General features: G+C 47.0%; 19 protein-coding genes and 1 other annotated feature. All 19 genes read right to left on the bottom strand.

Features of this window, described 5'->3' with window-relative positions:
- Positions 1–10: 10 nt before the first annotated feature.
- Positions 11–640 carry an orotate phosphoribosyltransferase gene (pyrE, locus tag QNH15_RS10810; RefSeq protein WP_061969316.1) on the bottom strand — a complete coding sequence of 210 codons (630 nt, stop codon included), beginning with the start codon at positions 638–640 and terminating at the stop codon, positions 11–13.
- A complete protein-coding gene (pyrF, locus tag QNH15_RS10805; protein ID WP_283894618.1) occupies positions 621–1409 on the bottom strand; it encodes an orotidine-5'-phosphate decarboxylase in 789 nt (262 codons plus the stop codon). The genes pyrE and pyrF overlap by 20 nt, the downstream gene beginning before the upstream one ends.
- Positions 1382–2320 (bottom strand): dihydroorotate dehydrogenase, encoded by a 939-nt coding sequence (locus tag QNH15_RS10800; protein WP_283894617.1) that lies wholly within the window; start codon positions 2318–2320, stop codon positions 1382–1384. Before QNH15_RS10800 ends, pyrF begins: the two co-directional genes overlap by 28 nt.
- Positions 2317–3090: a dihydroorotate dehydrogenase electron transfer subunit gene (locus QNH15_RS10795; protein WP_283894616.1), complete on the bottom strand. Its 774-nt coding sequence runs from the start codon at positions 3088–3090 to the stop codon at positions 2317–2319. Before QNH15_RS10795 ends, QNH15_RS10800 begins: the two co-directional genes overlap by 4 nt.
- Positions 3087–6290: a carbamoyl-phosphate synthase large subunit gene (gene carB / locus QNH15_RS10790; protein ID WP_283894614.1), complete on the bottom strand. Its 3204-nt coding sequence runs from the start codon at positions 6288–6290 to the stop codon at positions 3087–3089. Before carB ends, QNH15_RS10795 begins: the two co-directional genes overlap by 4 nt.
- Entirely contained in the window at positions 6275–7378 is a 1104-nt protein-coding gene (locus QNH15_RS10785) for a carbamoyl phosphate synthase small subunit (RefSeq protein WP_283894612.1), read from the bottom strand. The genes carB and QNH15_RS10785 overlap by 16 nt, the downstream gene beginning before the upstream one ends.
- Entirely contained in the window at positions 7375–8661 is a 1287-nt protein-coding gene (gene pyrC / locus QNH15_RS10780; protein WP_283894610.1) for a dihydroorotase, read from the bottom strand. Before pyrC ends, QNH15_RS10785 begins: the two co-directional genes overlap by 4 nt.
- A complete protein-coding gene (locus QNH15_RS10775) occupies positions 8636–9562 on the bottom strand; it encodes an aspartate carbamoyltransferase catalytic subunit (RefSeq protein WP_283894608.1) in 927 nt (308 codons plus the stop codon). The genes pyrC and QNH15_RS10775 overlap by 26 nt, the downstream gene beginning before the upstream one ends.
- 146 nt (positions 9563–9708) lie before the next feature.
- Complete coding sequence (locus tag QNH15_RS10770) at positions 9709–11052, bottom strand: solute carrier family 23 protein (RefSeq protein WP_425590596.1); 1344 nt, start codon at positions 11050–11052, stop codon at positions 9709–9711.
- A 133-nt stretch (positions 11053–11185) separates the two neighbouring features.
- Positions 11186–11722 (bottom strand): bifunctional pyr operon transcriptional regulator/uracil phosphoribosyltransferase PyrR, encoded by a 537-nt coding sequence (pyrR, locus tag QNH15_RS10765; protein ID WP_283894604.1) that lies wholly within the window; start codon positions 11720–11722, stop codon positions 11186–11188.
- 201 nt (positions 11723–11923) lie between these two features.
- On the bottom strand, positions 11924–12841 hold the full coding sequence (locus QNH15_RS10760; RefSeq protein WP_061969297.1) for an RluA family pseudouridine synthase: 918 nt from the start codon (positions 12839–12841) through the stop codon (positions 11924–11926).
- Positions 12822–13304 (bottom strand): signal peptidase II, encoded by a 483-nt coding sequence (gene lspA / locus QNH15_RS10755; protein ID WP_061969295.1) that lies wholly within the window; start codon positions 13302–13304, stop codon positions 12822–12824. Before lspA ends, QNH15_RS10760 begins: the two co-directional genes overlap by 20 nt.
- Positions 13305–13467: 163 nt before the next feature.
- Complete coding sequence (gene ileS / locus QNH15_RS10750; RefSeq protein ID WP_283894603.1) at positions 13468–16236, bottom strand: isoleucine--tRNA ligase; 2769 nt, start codon at positions 16234–16236, stop codon at positions 13468–13470.
- A gap of 62 nt (positions 16237–16298) precedes the next feature.
- Positions 16299–16526, bottom strand: a binding site (T-box leader).
- A 54-nt stretch (positions 16527–16580) separates the two neighbouring features.
- Positions 16581–17078: a DivIVA domain-containing protein gene (locus tag QNH15_RS10745; RefSeq protein WP_283894602.1), complete on the bottom strand. Its 498-nt coding sequence runs from the start codon at positions 17076–17078 to the stop codon at positions 16581–16583.
- Positions 17079–17160: 82 nt separating this feature from the next.
- Complete coding sequence (locus tag QNH15_RS10740; RefSeq protein ID WP_283894601.1) at positions 17161–17934, bottom strand: YlmH family RNA-binding protein; 774 nt, start codon at positions 17932–17934, stop codon at positions 17161–17163.
- Between the two features lie 15 nt (positions 17935–17949).
- On the bottom strand, positions 17950–18231 hold the full coding sequence (locus QNH15_RS10735; protein ID WP_061969288.1) for a YggT family protein: 282 nt from the start codon (positions 18229–18231) through the stop codon (positions 17950–17952).
- A 24-nt stretch (positions 18232–18255) separates the two neighbouring features.
- Positions 18256–18684: a cell division protein SepF gene (locus QNH15_RS10730; protein ID WP_090233172.1), complete on the bottom strand. Its 429-nt coding sequence runs from the start codon at positions 18682–18684 to the stop codon at positions 18256–18258.
- Between the two features lie 13 nt (positions 18685–18697).
- A complete protein-coding gene (locus QNH15_RS10725; protein WP_283894599.1) occupies positions 18698–19375 on the bottom strand; it encodes a YggS family pyridoxal phosphate-dependent enzyme in 678 nt (225 codons plus the stop codon).
- Entirely contained in the window at positions 19329–20207 is an 879-nt protein-coding gene (gene pgeF / locus QNH15_RS10720; RefSeq protein ID WP_283894598.1) for a peptidoglycan editing factor PgeF, read from the bottom strand. The genes QNH15_RS10725 and pgeF overlap by 47 nt, the downstream gene beginning before the upstream one ends.
- Positions 20208–20240 lie beyond the last annotated feature (33 nt).

The following is a 20240-nucleotide window of genomic DNA, read 5'->3' as shown; positions in this document are numbered from 1 at the left end:
CATTTTACCGTTACGCCTTCTGCAGCCAGTTTTCCGGATCTTCTTTCCACTGCAGCAAGTGCGATAGGTTATCCTTTGTAATATAGCCTTCTTGTGAGGCCGTTTCTATTAATGTACTAAAATCGGTTAGAGTTTGCACCCTTATTTCGTGCTCTTTCAGATTGGCGGCGCCTTTTGAAAGTTCATAGGAGAACACGGCGACCACTCCGAGGACGTTGCAGCCTGCTTCTCTTAACGCGTTTACCGCCGTAATGACGCTTCCACCGGTTGAAATCAAATCTTCCACAACTACCACATTCATTCCCGGCTCCGCTTTTCCTTCAATTTGTTTGCCTTTACCATGGGATTTTGCACTGCTTCTTACATAGCTCATCGGAAGATTCAGCCTGTCTGCAAGCAATGCCGCATGCGGAATGCCAGCGGTTGCCGTTCCAGAAATCATTTCCGCCTGTGGAAAGTGTTCAAGTACGAGGTTTTCCAGTCCTTCTGCAATATGATTGCGGACTTCCGGGTGAGACAAGGTTAAACGGTTATCGCAATAAATGGGAGACCGAAGTCCTGACGACCAGGTATACGGCTCTTCGACAGAAAGTGTGACCGCTTTGATGGAAAGCAAGTCTTTAGCAATTTGTTGTTTCATGAAAAATCCCCCATTCTTTTTGTATCGTCATGTAAGTTTCTAATGGATTGGCTGATCCGGTAATGCTTCTGCCGACCACAATAAAATCTGATCCCAGCTTTTTTGCTCCAGCAGGATCAGCCGTTCTGATCTGATCATTCTTATTGTCGCCTGAGAGACGGATTCCCGGTGTTACCGCTAAAAAGTCTTCACCGCAGACAGCCTTCATGTGAGGCACTTCCAGCGGCGAACAAACGACTCCGTCAAGCCCGCTTTCTTTAGCCAGATAAGCATAATGGCTTACCGTGGATTCCATCGATTCCTTGATCAAAAGCTCACTTTGCAGCATTTCCTGTGAGGTGCTGGTCAACTGAGTGACCGCGATGCACAATGGCCGCCTAGCCCCAGGGCTTCCCGAATTAAGCCCCTCAATGGCCCGTTTCATCATTTCGGTACCTCCTGCCGCATGCACATTGACCATATCCACACCAAGCCCTGCAATGCGGTTCATCGCTTTTTGAACAGTCGTCGGGATGTCATGAAGCTTTAGATCAAGGAAAATACGGAAACCTTTTTCTTTTAAAAAGGAGATGAGCTGAGGGCCTTCCTGGTAGTACAATTCCATTCCAACTTTAACCCATATTTGTTGTTGTTCTACCGTTTCCTTCAAAAAAGGATCGACCTTTTCTTTCACAAAAGGATCAACCTTTTGTTTTACAAAAGGATCAATAAATGCTTTGACTTCCTTTTTGCCGGGAAAATCTAGCGCGATAATGACGGGGTTCCGCATTCCTTCCAGCTCCCTCCAATAAGTTCAGTGATATGGTTAACGTTCATTCTTTCCAATAGCTCCGGCAACCGGGAAATGATTTCCGGGCAAATATAAGGGTCAACAAAGTTTGCAGTACCGATGGCCACCGCAGAAGCGCCGGCAAGCATAAATTCAATCACATCTTCAGCCGAGCTTACTCCCCCCATGCCAATGATGGGAATGGAGACCGCCTGGCTGACTTCATGGATCATGCGGATGGCTACCGGTTTGATGGCAGGGCCGGACAGGCCGCCGGTTTTATTGGCAATCACCGGTTTGCGTGTTTTTAAGTCAATTCGCATGCCGAGCAATGTATTAATCATGGAAAGGCCATCTGCACCAGCCTCTTCTACCGCAAGCGCCATCTCCGTAATATTTGAAACGTTTGGTGACAGCTTTACATAAACCGGCTTGGCTGAAACAGCTTTTACTTTCTTTGTAAGCGCGGCTGCCGTCGCCGCGTCTGTTCCAAACTGAATTCCGCCTTCTTTTACGTTCGGACAAGAGATGTTCAGCTCCAGAACTGAAACCTGGGGATGCAGAGAAATCTTGCGGGCGACTTCACAATAATCTTCTTCGGTTGATCCCGCGATATTGGCGACAATCGGCAGGTCATACGATTGAAGATGCGGAAGTTCGTTTTCCATGATCTGGTCCACACCAGGATTTTGCAGACCGATGGCGTTGAGCATTCCGCTGTGGGTTTCTGCCACCCTTGGTGTGGGATTGCCAAACCTGGGTTCCCGTGTTGCCGCTTTGATAGCCGCTGCCCCGAGCACTGACAGATCATAAAACTCCGCATATTCTTTTCCAAAACCGAAACAGCCGGATGCGGGCATGATTGGATTTTTCATCTCTAATCCCGGCAAGCTTACAGACAGTTTGTTCATAGTGCCACCCTCCCGATCGGAAATACCGGTCCATTGCTGCAGATTTTCACATAGTCCGAAGGTGCTCCGCCATTTACATGGCAGACGCAGGCAAAACATGCCCCAATGCCACAGCCCATTCGTTCTTCCAGAGAAAAGAATCCCTTCGCATCCGGAATCTGCGCTTCCAGGGCTTTCAGCATAACCGTCGGCCCACATGAGTACAGCAGGTCATAATTTATATCCTCATTTTTCAGTACATCAGTGACAAACCCATTGGTTCCAAGTGATCCATCGACTGTGGAAATAAAAACTTCCCCCAGCTCAGCGAACTTTTCATTGTAGAACGCGTCTTGCTCCGACTGAAATCCTAATACCGATACAATATTCATACCGCGTCTCTTAAGCTGTTTTGCCAGATAGTACAACGGAGGAACGCCGATTCCTCCGCCAACAAGCAGTGCCGTTTGTCCAGCAGACAATGTATCCAGAGGAAAACCGTTTCCAAGCGGTCCGAGAAGATCGACCGTTTCTCCCTCTCTTTTTTGGCTGAGCAGCGCTGTACCTGCCCCTTCTTTGCGGTACAGCATCGTTAATGTCTTGCTTCCCACATCAACATCACAGATGGAAATCGGCCTTCGCAGGAGCGGCTGAAAACTGTCACTGACCCGTAGGTGGACAAACTGACCGGGAGAGGTCATTTCGGCAATGACTTCCCCCTGCACTTTCAGTTCAAAAATTTGATGTGCGATTTCCTTTTGAGAAATCACCTGTACGAATTCTTTTTTCATACAAGAACACGATCCTTTTCAAAAGCCGGCATTTGTCTCGCTGTAAAGGTAAGAGACTCCAGCACCCCAAGCAGTGCTTCAGCGGTGTCAAGACTTGTCAGGCAAACAACTCCGTTTTCAGAGGATTCCCTTCGGATGCGGAAACCGTCGCGCGCCGGTACTTTTCCTTTTGTTAATGTGTTTACCACAAATTGTGCTTCTCCCTGGCGGATGACATCCAGGAGGTTTCGTTCCTTGCTGCCAATCTTATGAACGACTGTGACCGGGATCTGTTGTTCTTTCAGGTAGTTGGCAGTACCTTCTGTGGCCATAATCGTATAGCCAATCTCATAGAAACGCTTCATGAGACGCAGCGCCTCCGGCTTGTCCTTGTCAGCAACTGTGAACAACACCGTTCCATAGGTTGGTATTTTCATTCCCGAAGCCACAAGCCCCTTGTAAAGCGCTTTTTGCAGCGTTGTATCTCTTCCCATTACCTCTCCGGTTGATTTCATTTCCGGGCTCAGGTAGGTATCCACTCTGCGCAGCTTCGCAAAGGAGAAAACCGGCACCTTAACGAATACTTCCTCTTGTTCTGGTGCATATCCAGTAGAATAGCCCATTTCACTCAGTGGAGTTCCCAGGATCACTTTAGTCGCAAGATTAGCCATCGGAATTCCTGTGATTTTGCTTAAGAATGGCACAGTTCGGCTCGAACGAGGGTTTACTTCTAATACGTACACTTCATCTTTGTGCAGAACAAACTGAATGTTCAACAATCCGACAATGCCCAGTCCGCGTGCCATTGAAATGGTACGGTCAATGATCTTTTCTTTTTGCCCGGATGTAAGACGCTGTGGCGGATAGACGGCAATCGAGTCGCCGGAGTGGACGCCAGCTCGCTCAATGTGCTCCATGATGCCAGGAATAAACACATCTTTACCATCAGAAATCGCGTCAACTTCCACTTCTTTTCCTTCAATATACCGGTCGATCAGTACCGGATGCTCCGGATTCACCCTGACCGCATTTTCCATGTACTGAAGAAGTTCCTTTTCTTTATAAACGATTTCCATGGCTCTTCCACCCAGTACATACGAAGGACGCACCAGAACCGGATAGCCGATCCTTTCTGCAATCAGCTGGGCCTCTTTCACCGAGAAGGCCGTAGCTCCGTCTGGCTGAGGAATATTCAGCGACTGCATCGCCTGTTCAAACCGGTCACGGTCTTCTGCACGGTCCATGCTGTCGAGGGATGTTCCTAAAATGACCACTCCGCGGTCATGAAGAGCTTCTGCCAGGTTAATCGCCGTTTGCCCGCCAAATTGCACGATGACCCCTTTAGGTTTTTCCTGGTCAATCACATGCATGACATCTTCAACCGTCAGCGGTTCAAAATACAGTTTGTCTGATGTGCTAAAATCCGTAGAAACGGTTTCCGGGTTATTGTTGATAATAATCGCTTCATAGCCTGCTTCTTTAATCGCCCATACCGTATGCACCGTTGCATAGTCAAACTCAATTCCCTGTCCGATGCGGATCGGGCCGGAACCGAGTACCAGCACACTTTCTCTTTCCGTCAGAAGGGATTCATTTTCCTCGGCATAGGTGCCGTAGTAGTATGGTGTTTCCGATTCAAACTCGGCAGCGCACGTGTCCACCATTTTATAAACCGGCCGGATTCCTTCATTTGTACGAAGGGTATACATTTCTTTCTCGGACATGTTCCACGCCTTGGCAAGCCAAATATCGCTGAACCCTTTTTCTTTTGCAGTTTTGAGCAGCTTTATGTCTCCTACATTGTTGCGCAGATTTTGTTCGAGATCGATGATTCCCTTGATCTTTTCAAGGAAGAATACATCAATTTTGGTTAGTTCCCAGATTTCCTGTACGGTCATTCCAATTCTGAACGCCTGTGCCACATGATAGATTCTTTCATCATCTGCATCCGTGAGAGCTGGAATCAGCTCTTCTCGTGATTGCTTTGGCCGGTCAAGTTCAAGATGATAGCATTTGGTTTCAAGTGACCGGACCGCCTTTAAAAGGGATTCTTCCAGATTTCGTCCAATCGCCATCACTTCGCCTGTGGCTTTCATTTGCGTGCCAAGTTTGCGGTTGGCTCCTTCGAATTTGTCAAATGGCCAGCGCGGAATTTTGGTTACGATATAATCAAGCGTCGGTTCAAAGCTAGCATAAGTGGAACCTGTTACCGGATTTTTAATTTCATCCAGTGTATAGCCCACCGCAATTTTTGCGGCAATCTTGGCGATTGGATACCCGGTTGCTTTGGAAGCAAGCGCAGATGACCGGCTCACCCTTGGATTTACTTCAATGATGTAATAGTTGCTGCTGTCCGGATCAAGCGCCAATTGAACGTTACAGCCACCTTCAATCTTCAGGGCGCGGATGATTTTAAGGGAAGCGTTTCTCAGAAGCTGATAATCTCTGTCGCTCAGTGTCTGGCTTGGTGCCACAACAATCGAATCACCTGTATGGATGCCAACAGGATCGATGTTTTCCATGTTACAAACCACGATGGAAGTGTCATTGCTGTCACGCATCACTTCATATTCAATTTCTTTAAAGCCGGCAATGCTCTTTTCGAGCAGCACTTGGTGCACCGGGCTTGCATGCAAACCGCTTGTAACGATTTCGTTCAGCTCTTCTTCATTGCTGGCAATTCCTCCGCCCGTTCCACCAAGAGTGAACGCCGGGCGGATGATGACCGGATATCCGATTTCTGCGGTAAAGGCTTTTGCTTCATCCAGGTTACGAATGATTTCACTTTCAGGAACCGGCTCATTCAATTCATTCATCAGCCCTCTGAAAAGTTCACGATCCTCTGCCTGCTGTATGCTGGCAAGAGTGGTTCCCAGCAATTCCACGCCGCATTCTTCAAGAATGCCGCTTTCGGATAGTTCCACGGCAAGGTTAAGTCCTGTCTGCCCGCCAAGCGTGGCAAGAACACCGTCCGGGCGCTCCTGGCGGATGATTCGGCTGACAAATGGTACCGTAAGCGGTTCGATAAACACTTTATCAGCCATCGTAGTATCCGTCATGATAGTAGCGGGGTTGGAGTTGACCAGAATCACCTCATAGCCTTCTTCCTTCAGTGCCTGGCATGCCTGAGTACCGGCATAATCAAATTCTGCTGCTTGTCCGATCACGATAGGACCGGATCCGATGACTAGTATTTTTTTAATATCTAAGCGTTTAGGCATAGTTGATTCCCCTTTTCCTTGGCAGTTTCCATCATATTCATGAACTTTTCAAACAGCGGATTTGCGTCCATTGGCCCAGGTGATGCTTCCGGATGGTATTGGACAGAGAACGCAGGCTTTGTTTTATGCCCGAGCCCTTCAGCCGTTCCGTCATTCACAGCGACATGTGTCAGTTCAAGCTCTGTATGCGCAAGAGATTCCGTCCGCACGGTATACCCATGGTTCTGGGCCGTCATTGTTATTTTTCCGGTTGCAAGATCCTTGACCGGGTGGTTGGACCCTCTGTGTCCGAACTTCAGTTTTTCCGTATTCGCACCGTGTGCCAGTGCAAACAGCTGGTGCCCCAGGCAGATTCCAAACAGCGGAATATTTTCCTCCAGCATAGTTTTGATCATTGGAAGTGCTTCGGGAACATCCTTTGGATCCCCAGGTCCATTGCTTAACAAGATGCCGTCCGGATTTAAAAGCAGAATTTCCGAAGCTGTGGTGTTGTGGGGTACCACAATGACATCGCAGTTCCGGCGGGACAATTCCCGCAAAATGCCGCTTTTTGCGCCATAATCTACAACCACCACTCGTTTTCCTGTATTCGGCAAATGATAAGGCGTTTGTGTGGATACTGTTTTCACCTGGTCCATACGAAGCGGTGAAGACTTTAGTTCTTCTACTACAGCTGTAATGTCAGCATCTCCTGCAACCAGCTTGCCCTTCAGTGTTCCATGCTTACGGATGAGACGTGTCAGTTTTCTTGTATCAATCCCTTTGAGTCCGGGAATGTTCTTTGCTTTCAGCAGTTCATCCAGCGTTCCGAGCGACTGATAGTGGCTTGGCATTGAGCACGCCTCATGCACAATCAATCCGTGGACAGCGGGAGAAATCGATTCAAAATCCTGGCGGTTTACGCCATAGTTACCGATGAGGGGATAGGTCAGAGTTACGATTTGGCCGCAGTAAGACGGGTCGGATAAAATTTCCTGATAGCCTGTCATTCCGGTATTGAATACAACCTCGCCATCTCTTTCTTCTTCGCTGCCAAAGCCTGTCCCGGCAAATACAGTACCGTCTTCTAAAACAAGATTCCTTTTCATGCGTGAACACTCTCCTTCTCATACTTGATGCTGCCTTCCACTATTGTAAGAACCGGCCAGCCTTTGCAGTTCCAACCGCCAAACGGGGTATTTTTTCCTTTTGAAAGGAAGTTATCAGGATTGATTTTTTCTTCATGCTCAAGATCAATGACGGTCAGATCGGCAATTCCGCCAATTTCAATTTTTCCAAAGGAAAGTTCAAAGGCTTCAGACGGTTTGCTTGTAAATCCGTCTACCAATTCCTGCAGGGTTAAAATTCCCTTTTGAACAAGGTGGGTGTACAGAAGCGGGAATGCTGTTTCAAGTCCCACGATGCCAAACGGCGCAAATTCCATCCCCTGGTCTTTATCCTCCTTTGTGTGCGGTGCATGATCCGTTGCTAGGAAATCTATGACACCGGTTCGGTAGGCCTCAATCAATGCCTGCCGGTCCTCCTTGCTTCTGAGCGGAGGATTCATTTTGTAATTGGTATCGAGCCCGGGAATGTCTTCATCACAAAGCAACAGATGATGGGGCGTAACTTCTGCTGTCACTTTGATACCCGCCGCTTTTGCATCTTTTATCACTCGTACCGATTCCTTGGTGCTGACATGGCAGACATGATATCGTGCGCCTGCCGCTTCTGCCAGAAGCACATCACGCGCAATCTGAACCGCCTCACATATCGACGGGATGCCATTTAAACCGTGCTTTTCTGAAAAGACACCTTCATGCACAGAGCCTTTATGGATGAGCGTATTTTCCTCACAGTGAGCCACAATGACCGCATCATTCTGCTTTGCCAGATGCATGGCCTGCAGCATCATATCTGCTGACTGTACGCCCACTCCATCATCAGTAAACGCAAAAGCTCCTGCATTTTTTAATCCTTCAAAGTCAGTCAGTTCTTTTCCAGCCTGTCTTACAGTAATCGAAGCATACGGAAGCACCCGGACATCTCCAGTTTCCTTGATCCGCTCGTTGACCCATTGAAGCTGTTCAACGTTATCGGGCACCGGCTTCGTATTGGGCATTGCTGCGACTGTTGTAAACCCGCCTCTTGCGGCTGCTTTGGTTCCTGTTTCAATCGTTTCCTTTTGTTCACCACCAGGCTCCCGCAAATGAATATGTAGATCAACAAGTCCGGGAGTAATGAGTTTGCCGGCCACATCGATGACGGTATGGCCTTCTTCCCGCAGGCCGTTCCCCAACTCTGCAATGTTTGTGCCTTCTACCAAAATATCAAGGTCCTTCTGTTCATTTGCACCGGTTAAAACCTTACCACCCTTTAACAAGATACCCATTTGCTGTTTCCTCCTTTAAATTTGCTTCAAGCGCCCATTTCAAAACGGCCATTCTTACGTTTACACCATTGTTCATCTGCTTGAAGATTCTTGATCTCTCGCATTCCACCAGTTCGTCTGCAATCTCTACGCCCCGGTTCACAGGGGCTGGATGCATGATGATTGCCTGATCCTTCATTCTTTTTTCACGAGCCGGAGTTAAACCATAGGCCTCATGATACTGCCCGGATGTCATTCCGCTTTTACATTCGTGTCTTTCATGCTGGATGCGGAGCATCATCAGCACATCTGCCATCTCGCAAGCTTCATCCATTGAGAGGTACTGGTCTTCTGCAAGCGATGTATCGTACCACTCTCTTGGCCCTGAAAAATAGACCTTTGCGCCAAGCCTATGCAGGATTTCTGCGTTGGACCTTGCCACCCGGCTGTGCCGGATGTCGCCAACGATGACTACTTTCAAACCCTGAAGAACGATAAATTCCTGTTGGATGGTGAGCAAATCAAGTAACGACTGTGTCGGATGGTTCCCACATCCGTCTCCTGCATTAATGATCGGAATGTTTACTTTTCCAGCCAGTTCCTCAAAATACCGGTCTTTGCTGTGGCGGATCACGGCAGCCTTTGCTCCTATTTCCTCCATTGTCCTGACCGTGTCATACAAGGTTTCACCTTTTTGAGTGCTGGAAAAGCCGCAGTCGAGGTTTAATACCTCAAATCCCAATTTCTTTTGTGCCACTTCAAAGCTCATTCGCGTTCTTGTGCTCGGTTCAAAAAACAAGTTAGCGGCAAAGGTTTTTTCAGCCGGGTTCCATTTTTCGCCCTTGGAAAAACCTTGGGCATCATGCAATATTTGTTCAATTTCCATTAAAGAAAGGTCATTCATTGTAAGCAAATGTTTCATGAGATCAGCTCCAATCTTCATTTTTTTATAAAAAAACACCCTGACTTGAGTTGTCAGGGTGCAGCCGGACAGAAAGAAGCTTACATTGCCTCTTCCTAACCGGATTCACCCTTTCAAGTCTCTCGTACTTAGTTAAAAGGTGACCATTATGCAGCTGGATCGTTATCTGAAACGCCAAACATTTTATTAAGCAGTTCTGAGTCGTTTTCCCTGCCTGGCAGCACCAGATTCAAAAACACTCCAATCAGCGTCGCAAGCGCCATGCCGGCAAGCTGAAGAGTTTCGGTGAACTGCAGGACAGCTCCGCCGATTCCGGTTACCAGGATAACGGATGCAATGATCAGATTTCGCTTGTTTCCAAAATCAATCTGATTGTCAATCAGCATTCTCAAACCGCTGGAAGCGATAATCCCAAACAGCAGGATGGATACTCCGCCCATGACCGGGGATGGCACTGAGCTGATCAGCGCTGTCACCTTGCCGGAGAAACCGAAGCAGATGGCAGCCACTGCCGCACCGCCTATAACAAACACCGAGAATACCCTTGTAATGGCCAGTACTCCGATGTTTTCCCCGTACGTTGTAACCGGAGGCCCTCCGATAAGGGAACCAATCATGACCCCGATACCGTCTCCCAGGATGGAACGATGCAGACCCGGCTTCTCCAAAAAGTTCCGCCCTACCACTTTGCTCAGAACAAGCTGGTGGCCGATATGCTCGGCAATCGTTACGGTTGCCACCGGCATCATGATCAGGGCGATGGACCAAGTAAAATGCGGTGTGTAGGAGACAAATGGGAACATGAATTCCGGCGTATCAAACCAGCTTGCGGCTTTGACACCGGAAAGGTCCACCATTCCTCTGGATAGAGCAAACAGATAGCCTGAGATGATGCCGATGAGGATCGGGATAATTCCCAGAATCCCTTTAAAGTACATGGAACATACGATGGTTACTGCGAGAGTAAACAATGCCACCGTAAAGTGTGACAGGCTGTATGCTTTAGTTGCCGGATCATTCATGGCCATGCCCACCGCTGTGTTCGCAAGGCCCAGCCCAATAACGATGATTACTGGCCCAACAACGACTGGCGGCATAATCCTCATAAGCCATTTCAGCCCGCTCGTCTTGATAATCAAAGCAACCGCTCCGTAAACCAGACCCGCAAGAAAGCTGCCGAGCATTGCAGCTTCCGGGCCTCCGAGTGCTTTTACAGCGATGATCGGGGAGATAAAGGCAAAGGATGACCCCAAGTACGCCGGTATTTGGCCTTTCGTTACGAGAAGGTAGGCCAGTGTTGCCAATCCGCTCGATACCAGAGCAACCCCGGGATCGAGCTTTACAAGGAAAGGCACAAGCACTGTGGCCCCGAACATTGCAAACAAATGCTGCAGGCTCAAGGTCAGCCACTGATGAATCTTCGGGACATCCCGGACGTCAAGCACAGCCGTTTGGTTATTTTTTTCATGGTTCTCTTGTTGTTTGTGCATGTTTTTTTGCATAAAAAATACCTCCTATGCCAGATAAGGAGGTGGGTTGAAGACACAGTCATGAAGAATCACCTGTGTTTCGGTCCTCCCTTGCTGGTCTCTCTGGACTCGTTTTTAAAGGGATGTGCATGATTTATTTTTCGTTGATGGATACTTCGTCCGTGCCATCCACTTCCGCCAATGAAGCGGTGATGATTTCAGTATTAGAAGTTGGAACATTTTTTCCGACAAAGTCTGCCCGTATCGGCAGCTCCCTGTGCCCTCTGTCGATAAGGACAGCCAGTTGAATGGAAGCTGGCCGGCCAAGGTCCATAACGGCATCCATAGCTGCTCTCACGGTTCTGCCCGTATAAAGAACATCATCCACCAGGATGACTTTCTGATTGGTTATATCCGGGATGTCTGTTCCTTTTAGTTCCGGTTCAAGATTTTCCGTCTTTACTTTCAGGTCATCACGATACAATGTGATATCAATGTCCCCAACCTTTACGGCCTTGCCTTCGATGTTCTCGATCCGTTCGGCCAGCCGCTTGGCCAAAAACTCTCCCCGCGTTTTGATTCCGACCAATACGACATCATCGATTCCTTTATTCCTTTCGATAATCTCGTGGGCGATCCTCGTTAATCCCCTGCGGATGGCCTGATCGTCCATAATGACGGCTTTTTGCATGTTCTGCTCACCTACTCTGTAATTGGTTATGGCTTATCTTGCGCGAATGTCCTTTTGTTTACACAAAAAAGTCCTCTCGCCGTATAGACGAGAGGACATAGTTAGGCCTATAGCCTAATTCCGTTTTCCTTCTCAGCCTCACGGGACTGTCGTTAAAGGATCATTCAGTTGTTTATATTATTGCAGACCCAATGGGTCCTGTCAACCCATTTTTCGTCGAAGCTTGTCGAGCAGGGCTTCCATGTCTTTTGGAAGTGGTGCTTCAAATTCCATATAAGTGTCACGTCTTGGATGCTGGAAACCGAGAACTCCGGCATGAAGAGCCTGACCGTTGATGTCCAGTGTTTTTTTCGGACCGTATTTCGGATCTCCTGCCAAAGGAAAACCGATATATTTCATATGCACACGGATTTGATGGGTTCTTCCCGTTTCCAGCTGACATTCAACAAGGGTAAATCCGTCATACCGTTCCAGGACGTTAAAATGAGTGACGGCGTCTCTGCTGTTTTCATCTGTAACGGTCATTTTCTGACGGTCGGTCTTATCGCGGCCAATCGGTGCATCAATGGTTCCGCGATCATGAGGCATGACACCATGTACGATCGCTTTGTATTTCCTTTTCGTTGTTTTTGCTTTCAACTGATTTACCAGTGATTCATGGGCCATATCGTTTTTGGCGACCATAAGGAGTCCTGTCGTATCCTTATCAATACGGTGAACGATTCCAGGACGGAGTACGCCATTAATACCCGAGAGGTCTTTGCAGTGAGCCATAAGACCATTTACGAGCGTACCTGTATAGTTCCCGGCGGCCGGATGGACAACCATTCCTCTTGGTTTGTTCACGACGAGTACATCGTGATCTTCATATACAATATCAAGATCCATTTCTTCCGGTACCACATCAAGTGGCGATGGATCAGGAATCGTAATGGAAACCACATCTCCTGTGCTGACCTTGTAATTGGTTTTGATTTGCTTTCCGTTGACGGTGACATTTCCGTCTTTTACCCAGTTCTGAACCTGTGAACGCGACCAGCCCGGATCAACGGACGCAATGACTTTGTCAATCCGTTCGGATTGATGCTCTTCTTCAATGTTAACTTCTATGTGCTCCATTCATGTTCTCCTTTTTACTCTTGCTTTCCATTAGGGTTTGTATAAATATCAGAATCACCCCAATGACGAGGGCGGAATCTGCTACATTAAAAATCGGATAGTTATAGCTGCCTATTTTAACATCCAGAAAGTCCACCACTTCCTTGCGGATGATGCGGTCCAAAAAGTTCCCTGTGGCTCCGCCAAGGACCAGTCCCAAAGCGAGACGCAAGAGCGGCTGGTGTTTGGCATGCTTTTGCATGTAGTAGATCACTGCAAAAATCACGGCGATGGTAATGATGATAAAAAACCACATCTGATTTTGCAGGATACCGAAGGCTGCCCCTCTGTTCCGGTGGGAGGTAATGTAAAAAACATTTTCAATCACAGTGATGCTTTCTCCAAAATGCATGTTCTTCACGATCATCCATTTTGTAACCTGATCCAGGCCAAGTACGAAAAGGGCCAGTATATAATAGAACACTCGATTTCCTCCGATTCCTTAGTATGTTTCTTTCAAATTTTAGCACATGCAGAAGGATCCGCACAATGTAAAGGACAAAAATCTGCAAGCTTCGCTGAAGCCAAAAGAAAAAACTCCCTCCAAAGCCGCAAGCACGGCCGCAAGGAAGGAGCTTCTGTTCAAACTATTCTTTATCGTAATGGTTCGCTACAATCTCTGCACAAGACGGGCAAAGTGTAGGATACTTTTCATTTGTGCCGACTTCTGGAGATACGACCCAGCAGCGTTCACATGTTTCACCTTCAGCGGGCTTAACGGAGACAGCAAGCTGATCATACTGAACCGCTTCTTCTGGTGCTTCGTCCTTTGTTCCTCCAATGCGCGCTTCTGAAACGATGAATAATTTATTGAGGTCTTCCACGTTCTCAAGCCAGGATTTCACGTCTGCTGATGGATAAAGGGTAATCGAAGCGGTTAACGATTTACCGATCACTTTCTCATTACGTGCTACTTCAAGGGCTTTTAGCACTTCATCCCGAAGATCCATGAAACGATCCCACTCCTTGACGAGCTCTTCTTCACCAGGATAGGAAACTGATTCCGGCATACTTGTTAATTGTACGCTTTCCTCTGTTACACCCGGGATATATTTCCAAACTTCATCTGCTGTGTGAGTAAGGATTGGAGCCGTAAGCTTCGTGATGGCCATAAGAGCTTCATACAGAACCGTTTGAATGCTTCTGCGTTTGATGTCATCTTCAGCCTGGATGTACAAGGTGTCTTTTGCAATATCCAGATAGAATGATGAAAGATCGATGGTACAGAAGTTATGGATCGCATTGTATACGGCCAGGAACTGATACTCATCATACGATTTTTTGACGCGGTCGATCAGTTTGTTTAGCTTCACAAGCATGTACTGATCAATTTGTCCCAGCTCTTCAAATGGAACCGCGTTGGTTTTTGGATCAAAACCATTAAGGTTGCCAAGCAGGAAGCGCATTGTGTTACGGATTTTTCTGTAGACTTCCGCCACTTGCTTCAGAATTTCGTCGGATACCCTGACATCTGCCTGGTAATCAACGGATGAAACCCAAAGACGGAGAATATCCGCACCCAGCTGGTTCATCACTTTGATCGGATCCATTACATTACCAATGGACTTACTCATTTTCCGTCCTTCACCATCGAGTACAAATCCATGGCTCAATACCGATTTATACGGTGCCTTGCCAGTAATCGCCACTGAGGTGGAAAGGGAGGAGTTAAACCATCCGCGATATTGGTCAGATCCTTCAAGGTAAAGATCAGCAGGACGGGTAAGATCGCTGCGTTCCTCAAGTACGCTCCAATGAGAAGAACCAGAATCAAACCATACATCCATAATATCTGTTTCTTTCGTAAATCGGCCATTCGGACTGTGCGGAGAAGTAAAGCCTTCCGGCAGAAGATCTTTTGCATCTCGCTCAAACCACACATTGGAACCATGCTCACGGAACAAGCCCACCACATGATTGATCGTTTCTTCGGTCATAATCGGTTCGCCGTCTTCACCGTAAAACACAGGAATCGGAACGCCCCATGCACGCTGTCTGGAGATACACCAGTCTTCACGGTCTTTGATCATGTTGAACAGTCTTGTTTCTCCCCAGTTCGGAATCCAGTTTACTTCTTTTACCGCATTCAGCATATCTTCTCGCATTCCTTTGATGGAAGCAAACCATTGAGCAGTTGCCCGGAAAATAACCGGTTTCTTTGTTCTCCAGTCATGCGGATAGGAGTGGGTAATGAACGATAATTTCAACAGTGCCCCTGCTTCTTCAAGCTTTTGGGTGATGTTTTTGTTCGCTTCATCATAAAACAGGCCTTCAAAACCAGGCGCTTCTTTTGTCATGACTCCGCGGTCATCCACAGGGCAAAGGACGTCCAGGTTGTATCGTTTTCCGACAAGGAAGTCATCCTCCCCGTGTCCTGGTGCAGTATGAACAGCTCCGGTACCCGCATCCGTGGTTACATGCTCTCCGCACATCACCAGTGAATCACGGTCATAGAATGGATGCTTTGCCACCACATATTCAAGCTCTTTTCCTTTTACCGTTTGGAGAACAGAAACCTCGTTCCACTCCAATTCTTTTTGCAGCTGTTCCAGAAGTGCCTGGGCGACAAGAAGCTTTCTTCCTGCTGCCTCTACAACTACATAATCCAGATCAGGGTGAACAGAAATCCCAAGGTTTGCAGGAATTGTCCACGGTGTTGTGGTCCAGATCACGATGCTCACATCCTGATCCAGTACGCCTTTGCCGTCTTTTACCGGAAATGCCACATAAATGGAGGCAGACCGTTTGTCGTAATATTCGATCTCAGCTTCAGCCAAAGCAGATTCTGAGGATGGTGACCAATACACCGGTTTTAAGCCTTTGTAGATAAATCCTCTCTTTACCATCTCGCCAAAAACCTCGATCTGGCGGGCTTCATAGGCTTTGTTCAGTGTGATATACGGGTTTTCCCAATCACCGCGCACGCCAAGGCGTTTGAACTGCCCGCGCTGGCGGTCAACTTGTGTCAGAGCATACTCCTCACATTTTTTGCGGAACTCCGCGACCGACATTTCTTTCCTTTTGACTTTACCGCTTTTAGTTAAAGCCGTTTCAATCGGAAGTCCATGGGTATCCCAGCCCGGAACATAAGGTGCATTATATCCATTCATTGATTTGTAGCGGACGATGATGTCCTTTAAGATTTTATTTTCCGCATGGCCAACGTGGATATCGCCGTTTGCATATGGAGGTCCGTCATGAAGAATAAACGAAGGACGCCCTTTTGTATGTTCCTGAACCTTTTGATAGATGTTCAGTTCTTCCCACTTCTCTTGTACCTGCGGCTCCCTTTGAGGCAGGTTTCCCCGCATCGGAAATTCCGTTTTTGGCATCAATAATGTGTCTTTGTAATTCATTGTCATCCTCCTGTATCAATAAAAAAATCATTTCAAGCATACAAAAAGGCCTTCTCGTCACATAAAGGGACGAGAAGGCCACCCGCGGTACCACCCTAATAGGTTTTCAAACCATATTGAAAACCCGCTTTGTCGTCGTATCGTGAAGTAACGCCAGGCTTACTTTAATCCGTTCAGCTTGGAAACTCCGGGGTGATCTTCTGTACAGGCCATTTACCGGTCTTCCACCATCACCGGCTCGCTTTCTTCAAAATGGGTGCTGTTCGTACTTTCCCCTTCATCGTTTGCTCTATATGATAATCTTTTAAAAATTATATGCGCAGGAAGCTTAAACGTCAAGCGTTCTACTTCATCTCCAGTTCATATTCTTCCGCCGGGTCAGCCGGCTGAAGGGCATCCCAGTCCTCATTCTTCAGCATTTCCAGCTGTGCTTCAATCAGCATGCGAAACCGTGTACGGTAGACCGAAGACTGTTTTTTCAATTCTTCAATTTCCATGGCGACTTTTCTGGATTTTGCCAGAGATTCATTGATGATGCGGTCCGCGTTCTTTTCCGCTTCCTTTACAATCAGCCTGGCTTCCTTGGTCGCACTTCGCTTAACTTCCTCGCCTGTTTCCTGAGCAACCAGAATGGATTTGTTGAGTGTCTCTTCGATATTTTTAAAATAGGAAAGCTTCTCTTCCAATTTTTCGACTGTCTCTTCAAGGTGTCTTTTCTCACGGATCACGAGCTCATAATCCTTAATCACCTGATCAAGAAAATCATTTACCTCATCTTCATTATATCCGCGAAATCCCCTTGTAAACTCTTTATTGTGTATATCCAACGGTGTTAAAGGCATTTAAGCCACCTCCACTAATGATGCTTTCTCTTACCTACCTAGTTTCGACAATCGCAATGCCATTCCTTCTATTGGGAATAAATTATTGTAAAATTCCATATTGAATACGCCATTTATCTTTTTTTGTTTTTCCTTCGATGGCCATAAGCTTGCTGCGCCCAAATCCTCTCACAGATAAATAGTCACCCGCTTCGACCGGGAAAGACACCTCTTCGGTCAATCGCCAGTTCACTTTTACTTTAGAACTCTGAATGAGCGGGTTAACTTTGGAACGGGACAGATTGTAGATTTCCGACAAGACAACATCAAGCCTGAGGGACGATACGGTGCCCTCCCTTATTTCATAAGACTCTGTTGATTTCATCAAATCGCCTTCTGAAACTCTTTCAAGCTTTACGCCCGCTTTGCCGATGCGATCCACATTCAGCAGTACATAATCACTGATTTCTTCCGCTGCAATGAGCTGGAGCTTGTCCCCATTTTGGATGATGTCACCAAATTTTCCCCGCTTGATTCCGAGGTTCATGAGAGAACCAAGAACATCACGGTGTTCAATGCTGACGAATTTGGATGGATAGCGGACTTCCAGGATCGACACCTCAAAATCTTTGGGCTCGGGCTGGAAATAGGAAGGATAGATGAGGGCTCTTTTTCTCTCTGAAAAAGAAGAGCCTCCCCAAAACGAAAGAGAGGCTTCTGAATCCTTCCCGATGATGCTTTGGGCGATATCCTGCTCCCTCGGATCAAGAAAATCCGTCAGCTTGACCGAATACCGCTCCTCAGCTTCATCTTTCCATTGCAATACCTGATCAATAAAAGGATATTCTTCTTTGCGAAAATGTTGATATATACTCATTTTTCCACGCTGCCTTTAATAAACGGACTGGGCGATCCAATTAAATACAATTCGAACACCGGCAGAGGCAAACGTTAACGCGAATAAGGCCACAATCGGCGAAATGTCGATCATGCCAAGCGGCGGAATGATCCTTCTGAAGGGAGCCAGATAGGGTTCTACAATTCTTGCTATGAATTGTCCGATCGATGATTCCCTTGCGCTCGGGAACCAGGACATTAATATGTACGCGATAATAACATACCGATAGATGCCGATAAGTTCAGTAATTAAATTTCCAATCTGGTAAACAACCAATAAATGCCACCGTCCTCGTTCTTTTTATTCGCCTTCAAGCATTTCTGAAATCGAGCCGGATACATCTACGTTTTCCGGTGTGCATAGAAATGTATTCGGACCTAACTTTTGAATGTCTCCTCCAATGGCGTACACGGTCCCACTTAAAAAGTCAACGATCCGCTTCGCCTGGTCATGGGGAATGCGCTGCAGGTTCATAACAACCGCACGCCTGTTTTTCAGCTGATCTGCAATATCCTGCGCCTCGGCATATACTCTCGGCTCAAGCAGCACCACCTTGGACTGCTGGTGAACACTTTGCAGACTGACAACATTCTGCTTGTTTTTTTTGCTGTGGGCAGGCATGGTTTCACCTTCTTCCATTTCCGCCCCGTTTTCTTCTACAACCTCTTCATATACATATTCGTCTTCTTCAAGATCAAAGAACCGCTTGAATTTGTTTTTTATACTCATGGATTGGCACCTCCTAAAATTCTTTGCCGACCAGGCTGGTCCCAATTCTGACGAAGGTTGCTCCTTCCTGGACAGCTATTTCGTAATCATTGGACATTCCCATGGATAATTCCGTGCATGGCGCATGCTCGTATTGCTTTGACTGGATGTCCTGCTGCAGCTGTTTAAGTGTTGAGAATACAGAACGAAGGATCTCTTCATCTCCGGTATGCGGCGCCATGGTCATCAGCCCGACAATCCGGATGTGAGGATACTCTTTTATTTTATCGACAAAACTGACAATATCTTCAGCCGGCAATCCGTGTTTTGATTCTTCTTTGGATACATTAACCTGAATAAAACAGTTAATGGTCCGGTCTGCTCTTTTTTCAATTTCCTTGGCCAGGGAAAGCCTGTCCAGGGAATGGATATAATCGACATACGGAAGGATTTCCTTCACCTTTCTGGACTGAAGTGAACCGATAAAGTGCCAGGTGGCATCTCTGCCGAGGGCATTATGCTTTTCCAAAAGCCCTTCCTGGCGGTTTTCACCAATGTGTTCCACTCCGGAGGAGACTGCCTCCTGTGCTGTTTCTGTACTCACATATTTCGTAACTGCAATGATTTTAACGTCCTGTGGATTTCTGTTTTTTTTCTTGCAAGCTTCAGATATATTGTTTTGAATGACTGACAGATTCTGCTGGATATTCACTTTCTGCTCCTTTCAAACGACCGATGTAGCTCATGATTCTGCCTGCTTTTCCATTTTCCCTGCGGTGGGAAAAGAAGTGATGGTTGCTGCAGCTCGTACAATAGGAAGTTTCGATGATTCTGCTTTCATGAATTCCGGACTGAATCAGGATTTGCTTGTTGACTTCCCTGAGATTGAGCATGTAATGACCAGCACCATTTGACTCATAGACAAGTGCCACCTTGTCTTTTGGCAGGACTTGCTGCACTCTTTCCATCACATAATCATCTACCTCGTAACAGCAGCTGCCAATGGATGGGCCCATTGCAGCAAAAATGTCATCAGACGGAACCCCTTCATTCTTTACCCATAAATCAACCATTTTAGCCCCGATTCTCCCTACTGTACCTTTCCAGCCTGCATGAGCAAGACCGACAAGCTGTCGGGAGGGACTCATAAAGAAAAGCGGCACACAGTCGGCGTATAAGGAAGTTAATAGCACGTCTTGTTCTGCTGTATATATTCCATCGGTGCCTTTTATTGCGCTTTCCAAGTCTTTTGCGCCTTTTCCGATATCCTTTTTGGTCACTTTTTGGATCACCGAATCATGAACCTGTTCTGTCCCCACCCAACACTCTAGCGGGACATGAATGGCCTTACTCGCGCTTTGTCGGTTTTTCAGAACATTTGATGGATCGTCTCCAACATGGAACCCCATATTCAGGGAGGAATACGGAGTCTGGCTAAAACCATCATGCCGTGATGTAATTCCTGCTGTTAAACCGGGCAGCTGACTCATCCAGTCATCCAGTTTGAACAAGCTATCTTGCTGTACAAATGGTTCAGCTTTCAACACACACACTTCCTTCTGAAAATTTTCTCCTTT

Origin of the sequence: Fictibacillus enclensis (genome assembly GCF_030123385.1) — a bacterium.
Taxonomy (GTDB): domain Bacteria; phylum Bacillota; class Bacilli; order Bacillales; family Fictibacillaceae; genus Fictibacillus_C; species Fictibacillus_C enclensis.
Note: the sequence above shows the minus strand (reverse complement) of the source record. Positions and strands in the feature narration are given on the sequence as shown.

What these genes read in the sequence shown, in the direction of transcription:
- carB (WP_283894614.1), bottom strand. Translation starts at nt 6,290, where the DNA reads ATGCCTAAACGCTTAGATATTAAAAAAATACTAGTCATCGGATCCGGT.
- QNH15_RS10775 (WP_283894608.1), bottom strand. Translation starts at nt 9,562, where the DNA reads ATGAAACATTTGCTTACAATGAATGACCTTTCTTTAATGGAAATTGAA.
- QNH15_RS10795 (WP_283894616.1), bottom strand. Translation starts at nt 3,090, where the DNA reads ATGAAAAAAGAATTCGTACAGGTGATTTCTCAAAAGGAAATCGCACAT.
- pyrE (WP_061969316.1), bottom strand. Translation starts at nt 640, where the DNA reads ATGAAACAACAAATTGCTAAAGACTTGCTTTCCATCAAAGCGGTCACA.
- pyrF (WP_283894618.1), bottom strand. Translation starts at nt 1,409, where the DNA reads ATGCGGAACCCCGTCATTATCGCGCTAGATTTTCCCGGCAAAAAGGAA.
- QNH15_RS10740 (WP_283894601.1), bottom strand. Translation starts at nt 17,934, where the DNA reads ATGAGTATATATCAACATTTTCGCAAAGAAGAATATCCTTTTATTGAT.
- QNH15_RS10760 (WP_061969297.1), bottom strand. Translation starts at nt 12,841, where the DNA reads ATGGAGCACATAGAAGTTAACATTGAAGAAGAGCATCAATCCGAACGG.
- QNH15_RS10730 (WP_090233172.1), bottom strand. Translation starts at nt 18,684, where the DNA reads ATGAGTATAAAAAACAAATTCAAGCGGTTCTTTGATCTTGAAGAAGAC.
- QNH15_RS10785 (WP_283894612.1), bottom strand. Translation starts at nt 7,378, where the DNA reads ATGAAAAGGAATCTTGTTTTAGAAGACGGTACTGTATTTGCCGGGACA.
- pyrC (WP_283894610.1), bottom strand. Translation starts at nt 8,661, where the DNA reads ATGGGTATCTTGTTAAAGGGTGGTAAGGTTTTAACCGGTGCAAATGAA.
- pyrR (WP_283894604.1), bottom strand. Translation starts at nt 11,722, where the DNA reads ATGCAAAAAGCCGTCATTATGGACGATCAGGCCATCCGCAGGGGATTA.
- ileS (WP_283894603.1), bottom strand. Translation starts at nt 16,236, where the DNA reads ATGAATTACAAAGACACATTATTGATGCCAAAAACGGAATTTCCGATG.
- QNH15_RS10745 (WP_283894602.1), bottom strand. Translation starts at nt 17,078, where the DNA reads ATGCCTTTAACACCGTTGGATATACACAATAAAGAGTTTACAAGGGGA.
- QNH15_RS10770 (WP_425590596.1), bottom strand. Translation starts at nt 11,052, where the DNA reads ATGCACAAACAACAAGAGAACCATGAAAAAAATAACCAAACGGCTGTG.
- QNH15_RS10800 (WP_283894617.1), bottom strand. Translation starts at nt 2,320, where the DNA reads ATGAACAAACTGTCTGTAAGCTTGCCGGGATTAGAGATGAAAAATCCA.